This window comes from Granulicella sp. L56 (assembly GCF_009765835.1).
Lineage (GTDB): Bacteria > Acidobacteriota > Terriglobia > Terriglobales > Acidobacteriaceae > Edaphobacter.
Genome location: NZ_LMUS01000004.1, coordinates 53,998 through 73,238, shown reverse-complemented (window position 1 = coordinate 73,238; position 19,241 = coordinate 53,998). Strand labels below are relative to the sequence as shown.

The 19,241-nt window shown below is 58.6% G+C and carries 13 protein-coding genes; 5 read left to right on the top strand and 8 right to left on the bottom strand.

Features of this window, described 5'->3' with window-relative positions; translation table 11 throughout:
* Nucleotides 1-24: 24 nt before the first annotated feature.
* Genes GSQ81_RS07200 through GSQ81_RS07190 form a run of 3 tightly spaced genes read right to left on the bottom strand, consistent with a single transcriptional unit; the run spans nucleotide 25 to nucleotide 5,931 of the window.
* The gene (locus tag GSQ81_RS07200) at nucleotides 25-1,521 is read right to left on the bottom strand and encodes an efflux transporter outer membrane subunit (protein ID WP_158910103.1); all 1,497 of its coding nucleotides are present in this window, start codon (nucleotides 1,519-1,521) and stop codon (nucleotides 25-27) included.
* Entirely contained in the window at nucleotides 1,505-2,758 is a 1,254-nt protein-coding gene (locus GSQ81_RS07195; protein WP_158910102.1) for an efflux RND transporter periplasmic adaptor subunit, read from the bottom strand. The genes GSQ81_RS07200 and GSQ81_RS07195 overlap by 17 nt, the downstream gene beginning before the upstream one ends.
* Nucleotides 2,755-5,931: an efflux RND transporter permease subunit gene (locus GSQ81_RS07190; RefSeq protein WP_158910101.1), complete on the bottom strand. Its 3,177-nt coding sequence runs from the start codon at nucleotides 5,929-5,931 to the stop codon at nucleotides 2,755-2,757. The genes GSQ81_RS07195 and GSQ81_RS07190 overlap by 4 nt, the downstream gene beginning before the upstream one ends.
* A 114-nt stretch (nucleotides 5,932-6,045) precedes the next feature.
* Here GSQ81_RS07190 and GSQ81_RS07185 point away from each other — a divergent pair, with 114 nt between their 5' ends.
* On the top strand, nucleotides 6,046-6,339 hold the full coding sequence (locus GSQ81_RS07185; RefSeq protein ID WP_158910100.1) for a helix-turn-helix transcriptional regulator: 294 nt from the start codon (nucleotides 6,046-6,048) through the stop codon (nucleotides 6,337-6,339).
* A gap of 111 nt (nucleotides 6,340-6,450) precedes the next feature.
* Here GSQ81_RS07185 and GSQ81_RS07180 read toward each other — a convergent pair whose 3' ends face one another.
* A complete protein-coding gene (locus tag GSQ81_RS07180; protein WP_158910099.1) occupies nucleotides 6,451-8,532 on the bottom strand; it encodes a M13 family metallopeptidase in 2,082 nt (693 codons plus the stop codon).
* Between the two features lie 189 nt (nucleotides 8,533-8,721).
* Here GSQ81_RS07180 and GSQ81_RS07175 point away from each other — a divergent pair, with 189 nt between their 5' ends.
* Nucleotides 8,722-10,329 (top strand): hypothetical protein, encoded by a 1,608-nt coding sequence (locus tag GSQ81_RS07175; protein WP_158910098.1) that lies wholly within the window; start codon nucleotides 8,722-8,724, stop codon nucleotides 10,327-10,329.
* 63 nt (nucleotides 10,330-10,392) lie between these two features.
* On the opposite strand, the gene rpsT is transcribed toward GSQ81_RS07175, so the two are convergent.
* Both rpsT and GSQ81_RS07165 read right to left on the bottom strand, forming a co-directional pair.
* A complete protein-coding gene (rpsT, locus tag GSQ81_RS07170) occupies nucleotides 10,393-10,671 on the bottom strand; it encodes a 30S ribosomal protein S20 (protein WP_158910097.1) in 279 nt (92 codons plus the stop codon).
* 283 nt (nucleotides 10,672-10,954) lie between these two features.
* Complete coding sequence (locus GSQ81_RS07165) at nucleotides 10,955-11,710, bottom strand: PEP-CTERM sorting domain-containing protein (RefSeq protein WP_158910096.1); 756 nt, start codon at nucleotides 11,708-11,710, stop codon at nucleotides 10,955-10,957.
* Nucleotides 11,711-12,265: 555 nt separating this feature from the next.
* On the opposite strand from GSQ81_RS07165, the gene trmFO reads away from it, so the two are divergent.
* Nucleotides 12,266-13,621 carry a methylenetetrahydrofolate--tRNA-(uracil(54)-C(5))-methyltransferase (FADH(2)-oxidizing) TrmFO gene (gene trmFO, locus GSQ81_RS07160; RefSeq protein ID WP_158910095.1) on the top strand — a complete coding sequence of 452 codons (1,356 nt, stop codon included), beginning with the start codon at nucleotides 12,266-12,268 and terminating at the stop codon, nucleotides 13,619-13,621.
* Here the strand turns inward: trmFO and GSQ81_RS07155 are convergent.
* Nucleotides 13,618-13,932 carry a hypothetical protein gene (locus tag GSQ81_RS07155; RefSeq protein ID WP_158910094.1) on the bottom strand — a complete coding sequence of 105 codons (315 nt, stop codon included), beginning with the start codon at nucleotides 13,930-13,932 and terminating at the stop codon, nucleotides 13,618-13,620. The genes trmFO and GSQ81_RS07155 overlap by 4 nt on opposite strands.
* A gap of 214 nt (nucleotides 13,933-14,146) precedes the next feature.
* On the opposite strand from GSQ81_RS07155, the gene GSQ81_RS07150 reads away from it, so the two are divergent.
* Nucleotides 14,147-15,217: a hypothetical protein gene (locus GSQ81_RS07150; RefSeq protein WP_158910093.1), complete on the top strand. Its 1,071-nt coding sequence runs from the start codon at nucleotides 14,147-14,149 to the stop codon at nucleotides 15,215-15,217.
* On the opposite strand, the gene der is transcribed toward GSQ81_RS07150, so the two are convergent.
* Nucleotides 15,214-17,022, bottom strand: coding sequence for a ribosome biogenesis GTPase Der (gene der, locus GSQ81_RS07145; RefSeq protein WP_158910092.1), 1,809 nt, complete (start codon nucleotides 17,020-17,022; stop codon nucleotides 15,214-15,216). The two genes, GSQ81_RS07150 and der, sit on opposite strands and share 4 nt — an antisense overlap.
* Before the next feature lie 125 nt (nucleotides 17,023-17,147).
* On the opposite strand from der, the gene GSQ81_RS07140 reads away from it, so the two are divergent.
* A complete protein-coding gene (locus GSQ81_RS07140) occupies nucleotides 17,148-19,223 on the top strand; it encodes an ATP-dependent DNA helicase (RefSeq protein ID WP_158910091.1) in 2,076 nt (691 codons plus the stop codon).
* The last annotated feature ends 18 nt before the right edge of the window (nucleotides 19,224-19,241 follow it).

Here is a 19,241-nt window from a genome sequence, read left to right as displayed (position 1 = left end):
TACATCCCATGCGAGTCCTCGGTATTACTGCCAGCCTCCACCCAGTGCGGCGTAAAGCTGAACCAGCGAGGTTGCCTCTTGCTCCTGAGCCTGTGCCAGTTGCAATTGAGCGTCGTAAAGATTGGTATCGGTCGTGAGCACCTCAAGATAGCTGGTATTGCCGCCGGAGTAGCGGAGCCTCGCCAACCGCACGGCATCGGCGGCAGAGACAACCAGAGCGGCCTGCTGCTCGCGGCGTTCGCGCGTCTCCTTGTAAGTAACAAGCGAGTCGGAGACATCCTTCAACGCATTCAGGATGGTCTTCCGGTATTCGAGCAGCATCTCCTGCTGTTGCGCCTGCGAAAGATGGTAGTTACTTCGGATGCGGCCACCGTCGAAGATAGGCTCAGACAACGAGCCAGCGGCGTACCAGTAAGCATTCTTGCCGGAGAAGACGCTCTGCAACTGGTTGCTGGAGGAACCGCCAAGACTCGTGAGCGAGATATTGGGAAAGAATTGTGCGCGAGCTACGCCGATGCGAGCGTTGGCCGCGATAAGCGTAGCTTCTGCGCGCTGAATGTCGGGGCGCCGTTCCAGCAACTGCGATGGCACGTCTACAGGAATCTCCTGTGGGTGAGGCTGATCGGCCACGTTGAGGCCGCGAGCGATCCCTTCAGGATTGTGGCCAAGAAGAATGCTGATGGCGTTTTCCTGTGTGGCAACCTGCCTTCGCAACTCAGGCAGGTTTGCCTGCGCGGCGTGCAACAACTCCTCAGCCTGGCGCGTGTCCGCCAGCGAACCGGCGCCATACTTTTCGAGAGTCTGGGTCAGTTGCAGAGAGTCCTGTCGGGCCTTGATCGTGCTTTTTGTTATCTCTAACTGAGCGTCGAGGCTGCGAAGCTGAAAGTACGCCTCAGCCACTTGTTGAACGAGTGCAGCGCGTGTGGCCTTCTGCGCCCATTGGCTCGCCAGTAGCTCTGCCCGTGCAGCTTCGGTCTGTCGACGATACAGACCCCAGAAGTCGAGGTTCCACGCGGCGGAGGCGCTGAAGCCGCCACCATTGATGAGGGAGTTTTTCTGCGTGCCGTCGGAGTTCTTTCCCGCGAGGCCCAAGGGGAGTTGAAGCGCGGAGTAGCCACCGCTCGCACTCACGGAAGGAAGCTGCTGCGAACGGGTGATGCCGACCTGTGCCTGTGCTTCGAGAACACGCTCCGCAGCCACACGCAGATCGAGATTGTTCTGCAATGCCTCGGTTACGAGCTGCTGCAAAATCGGGTCCTGAAATATTGTCGACCAGCGTTGATCGCCTAGCGACGATTCCGTCGGGACCGTCGGTGCAATCTCCGGAGCAAGCGCTCCGCGATAGCTCTGCGGAGTTGTGGCGGCGGGCCTTTTATAGTTTGGTCCTACGTTGCAACCCATCACCATCAAGACGAGCAGGCTGGCAATGACCGCCTTTGCTACGCCTTCTGCGACGATCTGCGCCGTGCTATGGGTGGACGGGATATTTGGAGTTGGAAGATCATCAACGTACTTCGACATGTTCCCCCTCACTGAGCAGATCGCTCGGGCTTGCGACCAGTGACTCGGTCTGGTTGAGCCCATTGAGAATCTCGATCGTCTTGCCCATGTCCTTGCCGATGGTGACAGGCACAAAATGGACAGCATGCGCTGCATCGACCGTGACGACGTGCATGCCGCTGTGATCGACGACGAGAGAGCTGGTGGGAATGATGAGCGAGGTGCGCTGTTCAGGCAGTGTGAACTTGACCTGGGCATACATGCCCGGCAGCAGGGAAGCGTCTTTGTTGTCGACTTGTACCTCGGTCAGCATGGTCCGTGCAGCGTTGTCGAGCGCTCCCGCATTGCGAATGATGGTGCCCGTATACGTGCGGCCGAGATGTTCCTTCACATCGACCGAGGCTGTCTGGCCATCTTTAATATTCACGGCCTCCGATTGAGGAACGTCGACCTGTATGCGGACCGTACCACTTTGCGCAATGCTGAACAGTGGCTTGCTGTTGGTCGAACTGCCAGTGCTGACAAGGTCGCCGCGCTCCACATTGCGCTCGGTGATGATTCCATCGAAGGGCGCGACGATGCGCTCGAACTGCTGCATCTGTTGCAGGCGGGAGGCGTTGGCGCGGTTCGCGGTCACGTTCGCTTCCGCGGCGGCGATGTTTGCATTCGCAGCCGATACGTCGGCCATGCGCGCGTCATAGGACTGCACGGCGCTATCTACGATCTGCTGCGAGATGGCGTGTTGCTCGCCCAGCGGCAGATCGCGCTCTTTTGTCAGCCGGGTAAGCTCCGCATTTGCCTTTGCCTGTTCGAGCGCTGCCCTGGCTTGTTGGAGTGATGCCTCAGACTGCGCCAGCGTGGCTCGCGCTTGCAAAAGCTGCTGGTCGACCTCAGGCGATGAGATGACGGCCAATACCTGGCCCGACTTTACCTGAGCGCCGATGTCTACATTGCGACGCTCAAGATAGCCATCCACGCGAGCGTAGAGGTTGGCGCTGTAGAGCGGCTCGATGTTGCCGGGCAGATGCAGCTCCGACGTCGGCTCTCCCTCCTCCGCATGAACGATGGTCACGACAGGATGCGTGGCCGGAGCTTCTCCCGTCGCCGCAAGAGCTGCGCGTTGTCGCGCGATGCGAGGAAAGGCACCGATGGCAACCAGCACCAGGAGAAACGCCACAGTACCGGCGACCTTGACGATCGTTCCAGAGGACGTAGCTTTGGTTTGCTCTTCACGAAGTGTTTCGGTTGGCTGGGTCATGCTGTCTCCTGTTGGGTGCGGGCTTTTCTTCCGTGGATCAAGGTGAACATCAAGGGAACAAAGAACAGGGTGGCGAAGGTGGCGACGGTAAGACCACCGATGACGGCCCTTGCGAGCGGCGCGTTCTGCTCGCCGCCTTCACCGATGCCAAGCGCCATCGGCAACATGCCGATGATCATGGCGCAGGCGGTCATGATGATGGGCCGCAGTCGCGTATAGCCTGCGGTGACTGCCGCTTCGAGCGGATCCATGCCTTTCTCGCGCAGCTCATTGGCGAATGTCACCAGAAGGATGGAGTTCGCCGTCGCCACGCCGATGGACATGATGGCTCCCATGAGGCTAGGCACGTTGAAGGTGGTCTGCGTGAGAAAGAGCGCCCAGACAATTCCTGCAAAGGCCCCCGGCAGAGCGCAGATGATGATGAAGGGATCGAGCCAGCTCTGGTAGTTGACGACCATCAATAGATAAACCAGAAGCGCTGCGAACGCGAGGCCGATGCCGAGACGGTTGAATGCCTCGTTCATGCTCTCCACCTGACCGCGCATCACGATCTTGGTTCCGGGAGGAAGATGCGCGCTCTCTTCCTTCACGATGCGATTGATTTTTGCTGCGACCGAACCGAGATCGCTGTCCTGCGTGTTGGCGAAGACGTCGAAGACCGGCGCGCCGTTATGGTGATTGATGACGACAGGCAGCACGGCAGGCGTAAGTGTCGCCATGTTGCCCAGCAACTCAGTGCGGTTGGTCAGCGTGTGAATAGGGATGGGCGTGTTCTCCAGCGCGTTGATGGAGTTGATGTCGTATTGCGGCGTCTGTGTCGCGACGGTGTAGGTGATTCCCATCTTCGGGTCGAGCCAGAAGTTCGGCTGCACGGCAGCGCTGGAGCTGAGAGAGATATAGAGGCTGTTGGCCACGTCCTGTTGTGTCAGTCCGAACTGCGCGGCACGGACGCGGTCGATGTCGAGATGCAGGTCAGGCGCATCGACGACCTGGTGCAGGTGAACATCAACCGCTCCGGGAACAGTGGCCACGCGCTGTCGCAAGCGACGAGCAATTTCATAGTTGCCGGGATCGTAGCCCTGCACTTGAACATCGATGGGAGCAGGAAGCCCGAAGTTAAGGATCTGCGTCACCATGTCTGCAGGTTGAAAGAAGAACGTAAGATCTGGAAACTGCTTCTGCAATTGCGACCTTAGTTCTTTGACATATTTCTGCGTCGGGCCATGGTGTTTCTCATTGAGCGCGATCAGCACGTCTCCATCGGCGCTGCTGATGGTCGATCCATCGCCGAAGGCATAGTTAAACGTCTCCGGCGTCAGACCGATGTTGTCCATGATGAGTTCGGTCTCATCAGGGGGAATGACCTTGCGGATCTGTTCCTCCACCTGGCTGAAGATCACCTTGGTGCTCTCGATGCGAGTGCCTGGTCTAGCTCTTATGTGTAATTTAATTTGCCCCGCATCGACGGAAGGGAAGAAGTCTCTACCGATAAAAGGAAGCAACACAAACGCCGTGGACATAAGCGCAATCGATGCGAAGAGCGCGGGTCTCCGGTGGTGCAGAACGGCCTCAAGCGCACGGGTGTACCGGTCGCGGAGCCGGAGATAACCCTCATTGAAGCGGTCGTTGATGCGGCCCAAGAACGAGCGTGGCGCGGCTTCCGCCGACTCCTCTGTGGAGTGACCCTCAAAGGTATGCTCTGCGCCAAGAAGAAAATTCACCAGTACGGGTACGAGCGTTCTTGACAACACATAGGACGCGAGCATCGCGAAGACGACCGCAAACGCCATGGGCGTAAAAAGATATTTCGCAGGGCCGGTGAGGAAGATGACCGACACAAAGACGATGCAGATGGTCAGCGTGGAGACCAGCGTAGGCGTTGCAATTTCTGACGCGCCGATCAGCACGGCCTCGCGAAGAGGCTGCTCGCTCATGTGCCGGTGAATGTTCTCGATGGTGACGGTTGCGTCGTCGACCAGAATGCCGATGGCCAGCGCCAGCCCTCCGAGTGTCATCGTGTTCATGGTCTCGCCCATCGCGCTAAGGACGATGATCGAGCTGAGGATCGAAAGAGGAATCGAGATCGCAATGATCAGCGTGCTGCGCCAGCTTCCTAGAAAAAGCAGGATCATCAACGCCGTGAGGCAGGCAGCGATGACTCCCTCGCGCAGTACGCCGACGATGGAGGCCTTTACGAAGATCGATTGATCGAATAACTCCGTGATCTTCAATCCCTTTGGTGCGGCTGCTCGGGACGCAGGGAGCACATCGTTTTTGATCTGGTTGACGATGTCGAGCGTCGAGACCGATCCGGTCTTCATGATGGTGAGCAACGCTGCCGGCTTGCCATTCGCGCGCGCCACATTTTGCTGCACCGACCAGCCGTCCCTTACATGCGCAACGTCTCTCACGTAAACAAGAGAGCCATTGACGGTCTTGATGGGAACGTTATTCAGCGACAGCGCGTCGACCGGGCTTGAGTTGGTGCTGACGGTATATTCGTTCGTGCCAATCTTCGCGGTGCCCGATGGAAGCGTGACGTTCTGCGCATTGATGGCCGTCGTTACATCGATGGGCGTTAGCCCCTTTGCCAGTAGGGCGTTCTGATCGAGGTCCACCATGATCTGCCGCGCAACGCCGCCATACGGCGTGGGGAGCAGTGTGCCGGGAACCGTTGTCAATTGCTGACGAACACGAAACAGCCCATAGTCGTAAATCTCGGATTCGGAGAGCGTGTCGCTGGAGAGCGAAAGCTGGATGATCGGCACCGTCGATGCGCTGAACCGCAGGATCCATGGCGGATTCACGCCCGGCGGCATGCGGAAGCGAATCGAATTCACGGCTGCTCCAACCTGGGACATCGCGGCGTCGATATGCACCTGCGGCTGGAAAGAAATCTTGATGACGCTGGCTCCGCTGGTCGTCTGCGAGTCGATGGATTTAACATCGTTGACCACAGCCATCACAAATTCGCTGAAGGTCGTAACCCGTTCTTCCATCTCTTTCGCGGGCAGGCCGGAGTAGGACCAGATGACGGTGACGACGGGGATGTCGATGTTCGGGAAGATGTCAGTGGGCGTCGTGGCGATGGAAGAAAAACCGAATACGAGGATCAAGATCGACGCTACAATGAAGGTGTAAGGGCGGTTCAAAGCAAGTCGAACGATCCACATCGCAATATCTCCATTCGCACAGCAGTTTGGCTGGAGTTATTTAGATGAGCATCGAAATAGTTGGATTCATGCTTTTCATTGCTCTGAATTTTGTTCTGCTGCGTCTGATAAGTTATGGCAAAGATGACGGACGACGAAGTCGCTCAGATCGGCAAGGCGCTTGGTGATCCGAACCGTCTCGCCATCTATACCCAGATCGCGCAGCACGACGAGCTGTTCTGCGGCGAAATGCACGCCAAGCACACCATCTCGCCCGCTACCTTGTCCCACCACCTCAAGGTTTTGCATGATCTGGGGCTGATTACATCTCGCAAAGAAGGCCTGAATGTCTATTACCGTGCGATCCCGGAGAAGTTTGCGGGATATATCCGGTATCTGAATAGCATTGGCCCTAATGTTCGCACTTAGACTCAAGCGCAAAGCCGCAAACGCCTCATTAAAAACTTAGCGAGGTGCCCTACTCATCGAATAGGGCACCTCTAATTTAAGTGATTGAAGAACGCCTGACGCAGTTTCTTGTTACCAGACTCGGCAACTATCGACCGGCACCATCGGCGTTCCTTTTTTGCAGCCGAAGGCCTCGGCGAAGCCGGGCTGGTTGACGATGGCTCCATTGGCGCGGAAGTGATCGGGTGAGTGCGGGTCGCTGAGTACCTGCGCGCGAACGCTCTCTGGGCGCGAGTTCTCGCACCAGTTCTGCGCGAAGGCGATGTAGAACCGCTGCGGCGAGGTGTACCCATCTTTCTTCGTATCGAGGTCGATGCCTTCCTTCTTGGCGCGCTCGAGATAGGCCATGTAGGCCAGCACCAGGCCACCATTGTCTGCGGTGTTTTCGCCGAGTGTGAGCTTGCCGTTGATCTTGACGTCGTCGACCGCAGTGAAGCCGCCATACTCGTTGACGAGGCAGTCGGTGCGGGCCTCGAAGTTCTTCGTGTCTTCAGACGTCCACCAGTCGGTGAGATTACCCTTGCCATCGAACTTGCGACCCTGATCGTCGAAGCCGTGGGTCAGTTCGTGGCCGATGACGGCGCCGATGTGGCCGTAATTGACGGCATCGTCTTCCTTTGGATCGTAGAAGGCGGGCTGCAGAATGCCTGCGGGAAAGTTGATGTTGTTCATGCTGGGGTCGTAATAGGCGTTGACCGTGGGAGGTGTCATCTGCCACTCGTTAGGGTCGACCGGCTTGCCGATCTTGTTGAGCTGGCGGTCATTTTCAAATCCGTTCGCGCGCAGCGAGTTGCCCAGCGCGTCATCGGGTTTGACCTCAAGCCTGCTGTAGTCGCGCCATTTTTCCGGGTAGCCGATCTTATTGGCTACGAGTTGCAACTTCTGCTTGGCGCGGGCCTTGGTGGCGGGCGACATCCATGCAAGCTGGTCGATGTCATTGCTCATGGCGGTCTCGATATCACTGACCATCTGGAGCATGCGTGCCTTGCTGTCTCCGGCAAAGTAATGCTCGACGTAGACCTTGCCGAGAGCTTCGCCGAGTGCGGCATCGACCGAGTTCGAGCAGCGCTTCCAACGCGGAGACTGCTCAGGCTGGCCGCGCAGCTTGCGGCCATAGAAGTCGAAGTTCTCCTGGTCGAACTGGCTGGGCAGGCGTCCGGCAACAGTGGTAAGCAGGTGGTAGCGCATGTACGCCTTCAACGTCTCAAGATCATTGGATCGAATCTGCTGAAAGAGAACAGGGAAGAACTGCGGCGTGGCGTTGTTGATCTCGCTGACGCGCGGAGAGTGAATGGCATCCTCAAACGAGCCAAAGTTGACGCCGGGAAGGCTGGCCTCGAAGGTTGCGATAGGTTGCAGGTGATAGGTCTTCTCCGGATCGCGCATATCGGTGACGCTCAGGGAGCCCTTGGCCAGCGCGGTCTCAAACGCCATGATGGTGACAGCATCTTTCTGTGCCTGCTCTGGCGTGCTGCCAGCGAGGGTCAGCATCTTTGCGACGTGGGCAACATACTGCTGGCGGATGGTCTCGTCTTTCGCGCCGGTGCGGAGATAGTAGTCCTTCTCAGGCAGGCCGAGGCCAGCCTGCTGAATGAATGCGATCTGCTTGGTAGCGTCCTTGAGGTCCTGCTGCTCGCCATAGCCGAAGAACGCATCGACGCCCACGCGCTGTAGCTTGCCGATCAGCGCGGGAAGCTCTCTCTTGCTGGTGATGGCATTGATCTCGTCGAGTAGAGGCTGGACCGGGGCAAGTTCCTTGGCGTTGATCGCATCGGTATCCATGCAGGCTTTGTAGTAGTCGCCGATCTTCTGCTCTTCAGGCGAGCGCGACGCGCCACCGTCCGCGGTCTTGGTGAGAATGTCGTTCAAGCGCTGGGTGTTGACGTTGAAGAGGGCGTAGAAGTTGTCGACACCATCCTGATCGGGCGGAATGGGGTGGTTGGCCGTGAACTTGCCGCAGGCAAACTTGTAGAAATCATCGCAGGGATTAGCCGAGGTGTCGATGGAAGAGGTATCGAAGGCAGGGATAGGGAGATAGACCTTGGTCGGCTGACCGGTGGCTGGGGCCGGTGTCTGTGCAAATGCGGCAGCGCATGAGCCAACCGCGACGATGGCGGCGGTCGCCACAAAGCTTGTCTTACGAACAAATCTCATCTTCCGTCCTTGCAACATACAGTTTCTCCTCCGGGCCTTGACGCCTCAACGTTGTTCAGTCTTTGTATCACCAGTGCGCACGAAACCACTATAAATTTGGCTGCGCAAGGCAGACCTTGGCGTCTCCGGTGCGTCTGTGAAAGAGTAGACCTACGCGCGCTGTATGAAGATGGATACGCGGACTCTGCCATGCCGGTTCCCGTCAGGACTTACGCGACTTCACGGCCCCGCCAGCTTCCCCGGCTGGCCCTTCTGGTCTTGCTGGCTTTGACCCCTCTGTTTGCCTGGGCCAATGGGCCCGCAACTCGTATTCCTTTGGATTCACTTGGCTTCGAGCCACAGTCGCCGCAGTTTTTGGCGGCGGGCAGCTCCATGCTGACCGTGAATTATGTGGATAGCCAGCACCTGCTTTTTACTTTTTGCGTCCATCGTTTGATGGCGCGGATCCCCAATGATCCCCCCGACGACGAAGACCGCATGGTGGAGGCAGTGTTGGTCGAGCTGCCTTCCGGCCGCGTTCTGGCACGGACGGACTGGCGTTTCCATGACAATGGCCAGTATCTGTGGAACCTCGGGCATGGGCGGTTCCTGCTGCGCACCCACGATACGCTGACGACGTTTGCCCCGCTGGCGAACCTGGCTTCGGGACAGCCCTTCCGGCAGCGGGATTTTCTGACGACGAACCGGCGCATTGGCGTGGTGCTGCTCTCGCCGGAGTCCGATCTGATGATCGTCGAGTCGGCAGAACGGACACCGCCCGCGCCTGCCGCCCCGGCCTCGCTGTTTGGACCGACACCCAAACCAGCTCCAGAGTCTGTAGGAAAGCCGGGAGATCCTGATCCGGTGGCGTTGAGCTTTTATCGCCTGTCGCTATCGGACACTGGCGATGTAGTGGAGGCCACGCTGGCCGGTATTGCCCATGCCACTCACTTTGGCGACCTTGCGGCGATGGGGTCGGGGCATATCGCCGTGGTCGATGAGGGACGGCAGGAATGGGGCTTTGATTTTCACCCTTTCAACGGCGACGTGAAGGAACTGGCGCCATTTGCTTCGACCTGCGAACCGACGCCGCGGTTCGTCAGCAGCAGCGAGTTCGTCGGGTTCGGCTGCCACACCGGAGATTCACCGCAGGTGCTTGCCGGATTCAACCTGCGCGGCGAAGAGATGTGGGAGCAGAACCTCTTTGGCGACTACGTGGCGACGTTTATGACCTTCGCTCCGGAGAGCGGGCGGTTCGCCCTGGGACGAGTGATCGGAGGCGCGCCTGCCGATCACCTGGAGCAGCCAGCAGCGGCGGGACTCACCGGGCAAAGCGTCGTCGTCTATCAGATGGAGAGCGGCAAGCAGATCCTGCATGTCGACTGCTCCCCCGTGGTACGCGCCGGGCAGAACTTCGCCCTGTCGCCGGACGGCATGGGCCTGGCAGTGTTACGCGAGAACGCCGTCGAAATCTATCCCCTGCCGCCGCTCAGCAAGAAAGACCAGTCCGATCTGAAAGAGGCGCGGGCGATGGTCCCCGAAGAAAGTGCTTCCCCCATCGATTTCGCCGGGCCCTCGCCTGCGCCAACTACAGCGAGTCCCGCTCCGGCTGAAGCTACAGACGTAAAGACGACCGTGCCTGCGGTGCAGAATGCGGCTACCGCAGTTTCGACCGCCTCAGTGGCTCCCCAGCCGCCTCAGCCTGCGACCACTACGGCTGTCGGTGACGCCCCGCCGGATGAGCCTCGCAAGCGGCCAACGCTGTATACGTTGCCGGGCGAGACGCCGCCTGGCAATGATGGGGACGCGCCAAAATAAGAGAGGGCCGGCTCCGGTGATCTCGGAAGCCAGCCCTCTGATAATTCTTTGTTTGTAAAGTGCTTAGGCAGCCTTGGTGGTCGCCACAGCCTTGACGCGGGCGTTGAGGCGGCTCTTGTAGCGGCTGGCGGTGTTCTTATGCAGAACGCCCTTCTGGACGCTCTTGTCAAGCACGGACACGGTCGAGCGATAGACCTCGCCGAGCGTCTTGGCGTCGCCAGCGGCGATGGCCTCACGCAGGGTACGCAGGGTGCCGCGCAGCTTGCTCTTGTTGGCGCGGTTGATCGCGGTCTTGGTTTCGGTCTGACGTGCGCGCTTCAACGAGGAAACATGATTTGCCATTACTGAACTCTTTTCTCTAACCCGTCATTTGTCGGGGAATTTAGGATGCAGGCCGGAGGCTGGCTATAGACACAGCCCGACCCATCCCCTGCAATCTCTAAGTCTACGGAAGTCTGACGGGATGGTCAAGAATTGTCTGCCGCCTGCTTCAGCATCTGAAGGATAAGCACTTATAGCAACGGTAAAAGCGACGACCACGGATGAAGCAGACGAACCCGGATTAAAATTCTCATCCGAGTCGATCCGCGTCATCCGTGGTCGATCTTGCCCGATTATGCCAGCCTTATGCGGCCATCCTGCGCCGCAGGGTGCCTACCAGTCCAAGCATCCCGGTGCCCAGCAGTATCAGAGAACCCGGTTCCGGAATCGGCGAGGCGGCAAAGTTGACGCTCGTACCGGCAAACGGCTCTCCGAAGGTGGTGAGCACTGTTCCATTGAGCGAATCACCCGCGCCATAGCTCAAACCAAGCCCCGGCAGCACGCCATTGCTCCACACGTCGACGTTGTAGCCGCCCGCGACATTGAACAGCAGGCCATAGATGTCGAGCTGGCCACCACCAAAGGGGTACTCCCCATTCGGATCAGTGGGATCTGGAGGGCATACCGCAGGCGAGTCTCCTGCCGGAAAAAACAGGTTGTCATAGGAGAAACCAGAGCCGCCAGATGCCTGGCCGGGCGGAATAAAGGTGCCGTCGGGATTGATGCCCGAAGGTAGCGAAGTGGCCACCAACCCGGTAATCGCCGCGTTGGTGAGGCCAAGGTTCGAGTCCGAGAAGGTACCGCTGATTCCCGTAACCTGCAACGCGCCGGGCACTCCGGGGACCGTTGCATTCGAAACCGTGATCACCCCGGAGGCGTTGAGACCGCCGCCGCTGAAATCGAAGTTGTAAGAGTCAGCCCTCGCCGCCGGAGCCAGGGCAACACTCGTTGCCAGCACCAGCAAGGCCGAAAGAATGACGTTGGAGCGTGAAGCCACGCGCGCAGCTACCCGGCGTCCCATAGCGGACGTCGGCTTATTTTTGCCCAATGAAATGTGCATAGTTCCCTCCTCGGAAACAAAGTGGTGCCTTTGAGATATCGGGGAGGGAACCCAGACTACCATAACCCCGTTTCACCTACATTTCTAGGCTTCGTTTCACTTCATTGCCTACTCCAACGCGATGCCGCAAGCGTCAACGGCGCGATCAATACCAGCATGGGGCGAAGCCCCATGATCCTGTTGCCAAAGATGAGGGCTGAAAGCCCGCTCGATGGTTGTTCCGGAACGCATTAGACTATGAATTGTCTACGACCGAACCGACATCGAACATCTATATGGCCTTCCGGAATGGCCTTCCGGATCTCGACACCCTACGGCCATTCGACTCGTATTGTCTCCCCCAGCAACCTTGACGTGCCCCGTATAATAAAGAAGGGGCAAGACCAAAACCCAACATCTTTCGCCATGGGCATTCACGTTTTCGTGTCTCTAACTAGTTTAGATCGAATACTTTGCGGATTGGTCTCGCGTAAAATCAATACTTTGGCGATCTAGTCTAGACCTAAAGTATCTGTTTCGAAGACTTTGCAGGAAAAGTAGAGGGAGGGGGGGACCTTGGCAGAACGAGCACCAAAGCGAATCAAAGTCATCGGCGGAGGTCTCGCCGGTCCCGAAGCTGCGCTCCAAGCCGCCCGTTTCGGCTGCGAGGTCGATCTCTACGAGATGCGCCCGACGCGCTCGACCGAGGCGCACCAGACCAGCGACTTCGCCGAACTCGTCTGCTCCAACTCCCTCAAGTCCGAGAGCGAAAACACCGCTCCCTGGCTGCTCAAGCAGGAGATGCGCCGCGCCGGTTCCATCCTGCTCGTCGAAGCCGACGCCTCAGCCGTTCCCGCCGGACACGCCCTCGCCGTAGACCGCGTCGAATTTTCCAAACGCGTAGCCGAACGCATCGCCGCCGAGCCTCGCATCACCGTCCACCGCGAAGAGGTCACGCACCTCGACGAGAACGATCCCAACACGATCACCATCCTCGCCAGCGGCCCGTTGACATCACCGGCGCTCGCTGCCGAGTTGCAACGCCTCACCGGCTCCGACTACCTCGCCTTCTACGACAGCATCAGCCCCATCGTCGACGCCAGCACCATCAACATGGACCGCGTCTACTTCGCCGCCCGCTACGACAAAGGCACTGCAGACTACATTAACTGCCCCTTCACCAAAGAAGAGTACGAGACCTTCCTCGACGCCCTCACCACCGCCGAGAACGTCGAGTCGAAGGAGTGGGAGAAGCTGCAATACTTCGAGGGCTGCCTGCCCATCGAAGAGACCGCCCGCCGCGGCCGCGACACCCTTCGCTTCGGCCCCATGAAGCCCGTCGGTCTCACCGACCCCAAAACCGGCCGCTGGCCCTACGCCGTCGTCCAGCTCCGCCAGGAGAACCTCCGCGCCGACAGCTATAACCTCGTCGGCTTTCAGAATCACCTGAAGTTCGGCGAACAAAATCGAGTCCTCAAGCTGATCCCCGGCCTCGAAAACGCGACCTTTCTGCGCTACGGCCAGATCCACCGCAACACCTACATCAACGCTCCTACGCTGCTCACCGAAACCCTGCAGCTCAAAGCCCACCCCAGCGTCATGATCGCGGGACAGCTCAGCGGAGTTGAAGGCTACACCGAATCCATCGCCTCAGGTATGCTCGCCGGACGCTACGCTGCGTCCCTCGCCCACGGCAACGCGCCCACACCCGCGCCCCGAGCCAGCGCCAACGGCAGTCTCACCCACTACATCACCCACGCCGAAGGCAAGCGTTTTCAACCCGCCAACATCACCTTCGACCTGCTGGTGCCGCTCGAAGAAGAGCTACGTAAAAAAATCCGCGACAAAAAAGAACGCCACAAACTCCAATGCGACCGAGCCCTGGCCGCATGGAGAGAGTGGATTACTTCGTCATTAAATCTCTACGGCTAAACCGTACTGGTACTCATCTTCGTCTTGATTAGTCCCACGATCGCCATGAGAATCGCCCCTCCGACACCGCCGCCAACCACATTTCCCAGGATCGAGGACAGGTCCGTTCCCCCGCCCGTAGTCGCCGCCGCCGTAGCCGCCGCGCCACCCGCCGTTAACAGGCTCAATAGTTGGCCGCCCCCGGCACCCCCAATGGCTCCCGCGATCGAATTTCCAACAGGGCCAAGGTTAATCTTCTTCAAAGCCGCACCCGCAATATTTCCGCCGACGCCGCCAGCAATCAAGTCTGTAACGATGCCCATGACATTCATGGCACTCTCCTGAATTTCTCTAGATTCGGAAATGGATCCCGGGCCCGGTAGCACCTTCAATAAGACAGCCTGAAATCTCAGGGCCCTATGGGGAGACACCCATTTATCCACTAATCCAAGGAGAATGCAACTTATATAGGACGACCGTCCGCACCCCTTCGCATAAATTTCTTCTCAAACTGAAAAACCTGAGGTACCCTCATCGCACTCAATCATGCGACAGCTCTCGGCCAGTGAAGCGATCAACCCAGCAATTCAGCGCACCAGAACAATCCTCTTTCGGCCCTTCCGCAAGGGACGGTCGTGGAAACTAGCCGCAGTCGCTTACCTCAGCGCAATGGGACTAGCCTTCATTCCATATCCCCTCATCTTTTTCGCAGTACCCAGACCCGCCAGCGAGCAAGGCGTTCATTTCGGCCTTGCAACCGCTGCCTTCGGCCTCTTCACTGCTGCAGTCCTGTTTTTGTTCTTCTATCTGGGATCGCGATTGCAGTTCGTACTCTTCGCCATCGCCGCCGAGAAGAGTACGAAAGTCGCTCCATTGTGGAAGAGATATAGTTCGCGCACCTGGCCGTGGCTTGGCTTGAAATTTATTCTTAGCATCGTCGTCACGGCCATCTTCGCCACTCCCATCTTCTATGCGTTCCGCTCGTTGATCACGCATATGACCATCCAGCCTGGCCAACCCCCATCGCCGGAGATGTTCGCCAGTCTCTTTCTCTTTTACGTCTGCCTCTTTGCTCCCATCGCCATTCTCATGCTGTCTTCATCGCTCCTCAGCGACTTCGCCCTGCCCTCGATCGCCTTGGAAGAAGCCTCTATCTCCGAGGCTCTTGGTCGATTCTTTCAACTCATCAAAGCAGAGCCGGGTCAGGTCCTTCTCTACACCATCTTCAAGGTGCTGTTCGCTATAGCTGGGATGGCGATCGTGCAGGTCATCATCATGCTTGCGGAGTTGGTGGCGCTCATTCCGTTCGCCCTTTTGGCGCTCCTGGGATGGTTCATGTTCCGATCCCTCGGTCCCGTTGGCCATCTGCTTCTCATCGGCGGCGGCATTATGCTCGGCGTTGCCGTGATCGTCGTTCTCTTTTACATCGTCATCGGTGTGCTGGGTTGCGCGCACATGTTCTACCAGAACTACGCGCTCTACTTCCTTGGCGGTCGCTACCCTCTGCTTGGAGATCTTCTCGAGCCACCCGCTCCGGACTTCCCCCCTCCACCGTTATTTCCAGACCTGCCCCCCACACCGGCAGGTCCGGGTTCATCTTCGGAATTGGCCTACTAGCTATCCGCCTTCTTCTTGTTCCGCGCCTTGATCTTGAACCAGATCGGCGATCCGATAAACCCGAAGTTGTCCCGAATCTGATTTGCCAGAAACCGCTCGAACGAGAAGTGCATCTTCACATCCTTGTCGGTGAAGAGCACAAACGTCGGCGGAGCAACCGCAGCCTGCGTCATGTAGTAAATCCGCACGCGCTTGTTCATCGGCACGGAAGCCTTCTGGAAGTCGACCTTTTCGAGAAAGCGATTCATCTGTCCTGTCGTCACGCGCTTGCGCCGCTCCCGCGAAACCAGCTCCACCTTCTTGAACACCGACTCGATATTCATGCCCTCTGATGCAGAGATAAACAGCAGCGGAGCATATTCCAGATACTTCAGCGCATCCCGAACCTGCTGCTCGTAGATCTTGATATCGGCAGGCGGTTTGCCGTCGTTCCGCGCCGTCGTCATCAGGTCCCACTTATTGACCACGATGATGACGCTGCGCCCGCTCTCATGCGCGTAGCCGCCGATGTTCGCGTCCAGCGCGGTTACGCCTTCGACCGCATCGATGACCAGCAGCGAAACGTCCGCAGCTTCGAGGTGCTTGCGCGCCATCACGACGGAGAGCTTCTCGGCCATCAGCTTGGTCTTGCCCTTGCGGCGAATGCCTGCGGTATCGACAAAGCGGAAGCTGTGTCCGCCGCGTTCCACAACCTCATCGACCGCATCGCGCGTGGTTCCAGCAATCGGCGAGACAATCGCGCGGTCGGTGCCTGTCAGCGCATTCAGCAGCGTGCTCTTGCCGACGTTCGGCCTGCCGATGATGGCGATCTTGGTCTCCTTCTGGACATAGTCGCCATGCGTGCGCAGCTTACGGATTGGCTGCGGTCCATCTTCGTCCTCGGTCATCTCGTCTTCCGCGGTGAGCATGACCTCGGTCGGCTCTTCGTCCACCTCTTCAGGAGGCAGCGAAGCGAACACCTCATCGAGCAGATCGCCGATGCCGCTGCCATGCTCCGCCGAAATAGCCAGCACATTGCGGAAGCCGAGTCGCCGGAAGTTCTCTGCCTGCGACTGCATGGCCTCGGTGTCCATCTTGTTCACCGCCAGAAATACCGGCTTGCCGCCGCGCAGCAGCAATCTTGCCAGCTCCATGTCGGGCGAAGCCAGCTCTGTTCGTCCATCGACGACCATGACGATCGAATCCGCTTCTTCGAGCGCGACCTGTGCTTGACGGAAGATCTCGCTGGGAATCAGCGCCTCATCGTCCGGCACAACTCCGCCAGTATCGACGATGCGTGCATCGCGTCCCGCCCACTCGATCTCGCCATAGATGCGGTCGCGAGTGATTCCGGGCTCGTCGCCGACAATCGAACGGCGCGATCCTGTCAGGCGGTTGAACAGCGTGCTTTTGCCTACATTCGGCCGGCCGCAGACGGCAATCAGCGGCAGCTCCTGTGCTTCCGCGCTCTCGGTTACGGTCGACAACTGCGCAGCGATTGCCTCGGCTTCGCGCCAGTCGTCCTCGCCGATGTTTTCCCTTCCGGCAACGTTGGAGGAACGAGGCGTCTGTCGGCCAACGATTCCATCGGCGGGTCGCGTACTTTGCGCGGTCCGCAGCGTCTTCTTGGTCTCGAACTCCGGAGACCGCTTCGACACCAGCTTGGCCTTGGCCGCCGCTGCCTTCTTTGTGGCCAGCACCTTGCGCTTGCGCGGGTCTACGGCTCCTGTGGTTGGAGCGACTCTCGGCGCTCGGCCCTTTTTGGGACGGGTCTTTGCCTGTCTGTGTTTTTTGCCCAGCCGCTTCCTATCGTCTTTTTGAGCCACGGTGAATGTCCATCTTTCTCCCACACACCCTGTAAGGCGCAAGGCAATTACGCTAATTCTTCGCTACGCTTCTATTATAGAAAGCGTAGCTCGTCTGTGCCGCCCTATCTCGCGCAAACCATACATTGTCCACGACAATTCCCATCTCGATCACGCCTGCTCCGCCAGAGAATCTGCCGAACCTGCACGATTTTTTCTCTCCTGGAGGCACGCTGGCCCGTTCATCGCTCGCCTTCGAGCACCGCAAGGGACAGTACGAGATGGCACGCGCCATCGAAAAGGCATTCAAGGAGAAGCGCCATCTGATCGTCGAAGCGGGGACGGGAACGGGAAAGACGTTAGCGTATCTGCTGCCTGCTCTGCGGCTTGCCCGGGAGCGTCAGCAGCGGGTCATTATCTCCACCGGAACGAAAAATCTTCAGGAGCAGCTTTTTTTCAAGGACGTTCCCTTTCTTGAATCTCTGCTTGGCCCGCTGAAGGTTTGCTACATGAAGGGCCGCAGCAATTACCTCTGCCGCCACAAGCTCTACGCCCTCCGCGATAGCCCGCTGCTCAATGGCCTTGAAGAGATAAGCCAGTTTCACATCCTGTCGCAGTGGGAGAAGACTACCGAGACCGGAGATCGCGCCGAGATCGACGCGTTGCCCGAAACCTCTGCGCTGTGGAGCAAGCTCGACGCCCGCACCGAGGCCTGTCTCGGGCAGACCTGCCCCGACTGGGAGCGCTGCTTCGTCACTAACATGCGCCGCAAAGCGCTTGAATCAGACATTGTCATCGTCAACCACCATCTCTTCTTCGCCGACCTGAGTATCAAGCAGCAGGCTGCGAACGCGCCTGACGCGGGCATCCTGCCCGAGGCCGGAGTCGTCATCTTCGATGAGGCGCATGAGCTGGAAGAGATTGCCTCAAACTATTTTGGTATTGGCCTCAGCACTCAGCGCTTTGACGAGTTAACCCGCGACATCGAGACGATGCTCAAGAGCAGGGAGGCCTTCTCGTCTTCCATCGTCAACGCCAGTGTCAACGTCAAAGAGCGCGCCCATCGCTTCTTCGCCGCGCTGCCTAGCGAGGATAGCTTTGGCGCTCCGGCAATCGGACGAATGCCGTTTGAAGATCGTGAAGCCTTTCTCGAAGAGAGCGGGGACACCTATACCGCTACGCTCAATGCGCTGACGCGACTCGAGGGCGAACTTGAGTGCGTTAAAAATATCGAAGAGATTCCCGGCCTGCGCAAACGCACCGCAGACATTCGCGCACACCTTGCGTTTCTGCTCGAATCTTCCGACCGCAACACGGTCTTCTGGATCGAGCGTCGCGCAGGAAGTGGCGTTCGTAATCTGGCTCGTGGCGGGGCCGCTCCGGCGGCGGTTCATACGCATCTGCAGGCCACGCCGATCGATGTCTCCGAGCTGCTCACCACGTCGCTCTTCGATACCTACTCCAGCGTCGTGCTGACCTCGGCTACGCTCACGGTTTCAGGAGGATTCGACCATATTCGCAAGCGGCTGGGACTGACCAGCGCCCGCGAACTCGTCGTTCCTTCGCACTTCAACTACGAGAAGCAGGCGTTGCTCTATCTGCCGCCGAACATGCCTGATCCGCGCGAGCCTGACTTTCCTCTCAAGGCGACCGAACGCATCCGCCGCGTGCTCGAGATCACCAAAGGCCGCGCCTTCTGCCTGTTCACGAGTTATAAGCAGATGCGCGAGACCCATGACCGCCTGCTTGCTGAACTGCCTTATAAGCTGCTGCTTCACGGCACAGCGCCGCGGCATGTTCTTCTGCAGCAGTTTCGCGACACGCCCAACGCGGTGCTCTTCGGCACCTCGAGTTTTTGGCAGGGAGTAGACGTGCAGGGCGAGCAGCTAAGCTGCGTCATTATCGACCGGCTGCCGTTTGCTGTGCCTAACGATCCCGTCGTCAAGGCGCGCATGGAGGCCATCGAAGCGCTTGGCGGAAAGCCTTTCTTCGACTATCAGGTGCCTAACGCTGTCATCACGCTCAAGCAAGGCTTTGGCCGCCTCATTCGTTCGCTCGACGACCGCGGTGTTCTGGTGCTGCTCGACCCGCGCATCCAGCGTCAGCGCTACGGCCGCATATTCCTCGAAAGCCTGCCGCCGTATCGGCTTACGCAGGAGATTACCGACGTCGAGGAGTTCTTCGCGGCCTCGGGCGAAAAGATAGTCACTCTCAAGCAGTAGGCTACTTCCCACGAAGAC

Bases quoted from the DNA above. Each gene is read 5' to 3' on its own strand.
- GSQ81_RS07190 (WP_158910101.1), bottom strand. From the start codon at position 5,931: ATGTGGATCGTTCGACTTGCTTTGAACCGCCCTTACACCTTCATTGTA.
- GSQ81_RS07185 (WP_158910100.1), top strand. From the start codon at position 6,046: ATGGCAAAGATGACGGACGACGAAGTCGCTCAGATCGGCAAGGCGCTT.
- GSQ81_RS07200 (WP_158910103.1), bottom strand. From the start codon at position 1,521: ATGTCGAAGTACGTTGATGATCTTCCAACTCCAAATATCCCGTCCACC.
- GSQ81_RS07195 (WP_158910102.1), bottom strand. From the start codon at position 2,758: ATGACCCAGCCAACCGAAACACTTCGTGAAGAGCAAACCAAAGCTACG.
- GSQ81_RS07180 (WP_158910099.1), bottom strand. From the start codon at position 8,532: ATGAGATTTGTTCGTAAGACAAGCTTTGTGGCGACCGCCGCCATCGTC.
- GSQ81_RS07155 (WP_158910094.1), bottom strand. From the start codon at position 13,932: ATGAATGTCATGGGCATCGTTACAGACTTGATTGCTGGCGGCGTCGGC.
- GSQ81_RS07175 (WP_158910098.1), top strand. From the start codon at position 8,722: ATGCCGGTTCCCGTCAGGACTTACGCGACTTCACGGCCCCGCCAGCTT.
- rpsT (WP_158910097.1), bottom strand. From the start codon at position 10,671: ATGGCAAATCATGTTTCCTCGTTGAAGCGCGCACGTCAGACCGAAACC.
- GSQ81_RS07150 (WP_158910093.1), top strand. From the start codon at position 14,147: ATGCGACAGCTCTCGGCCAGTGAAGCGATCAACCCAGCAATTCAGCGC.
- GSQ81_RS07165 (WP_158910096.1), bottom strand. From the start codon at position 11,710: ATGCACATTTCATTGGGCAAAAATAAGCCGACGTCCGCTATGGGACGC.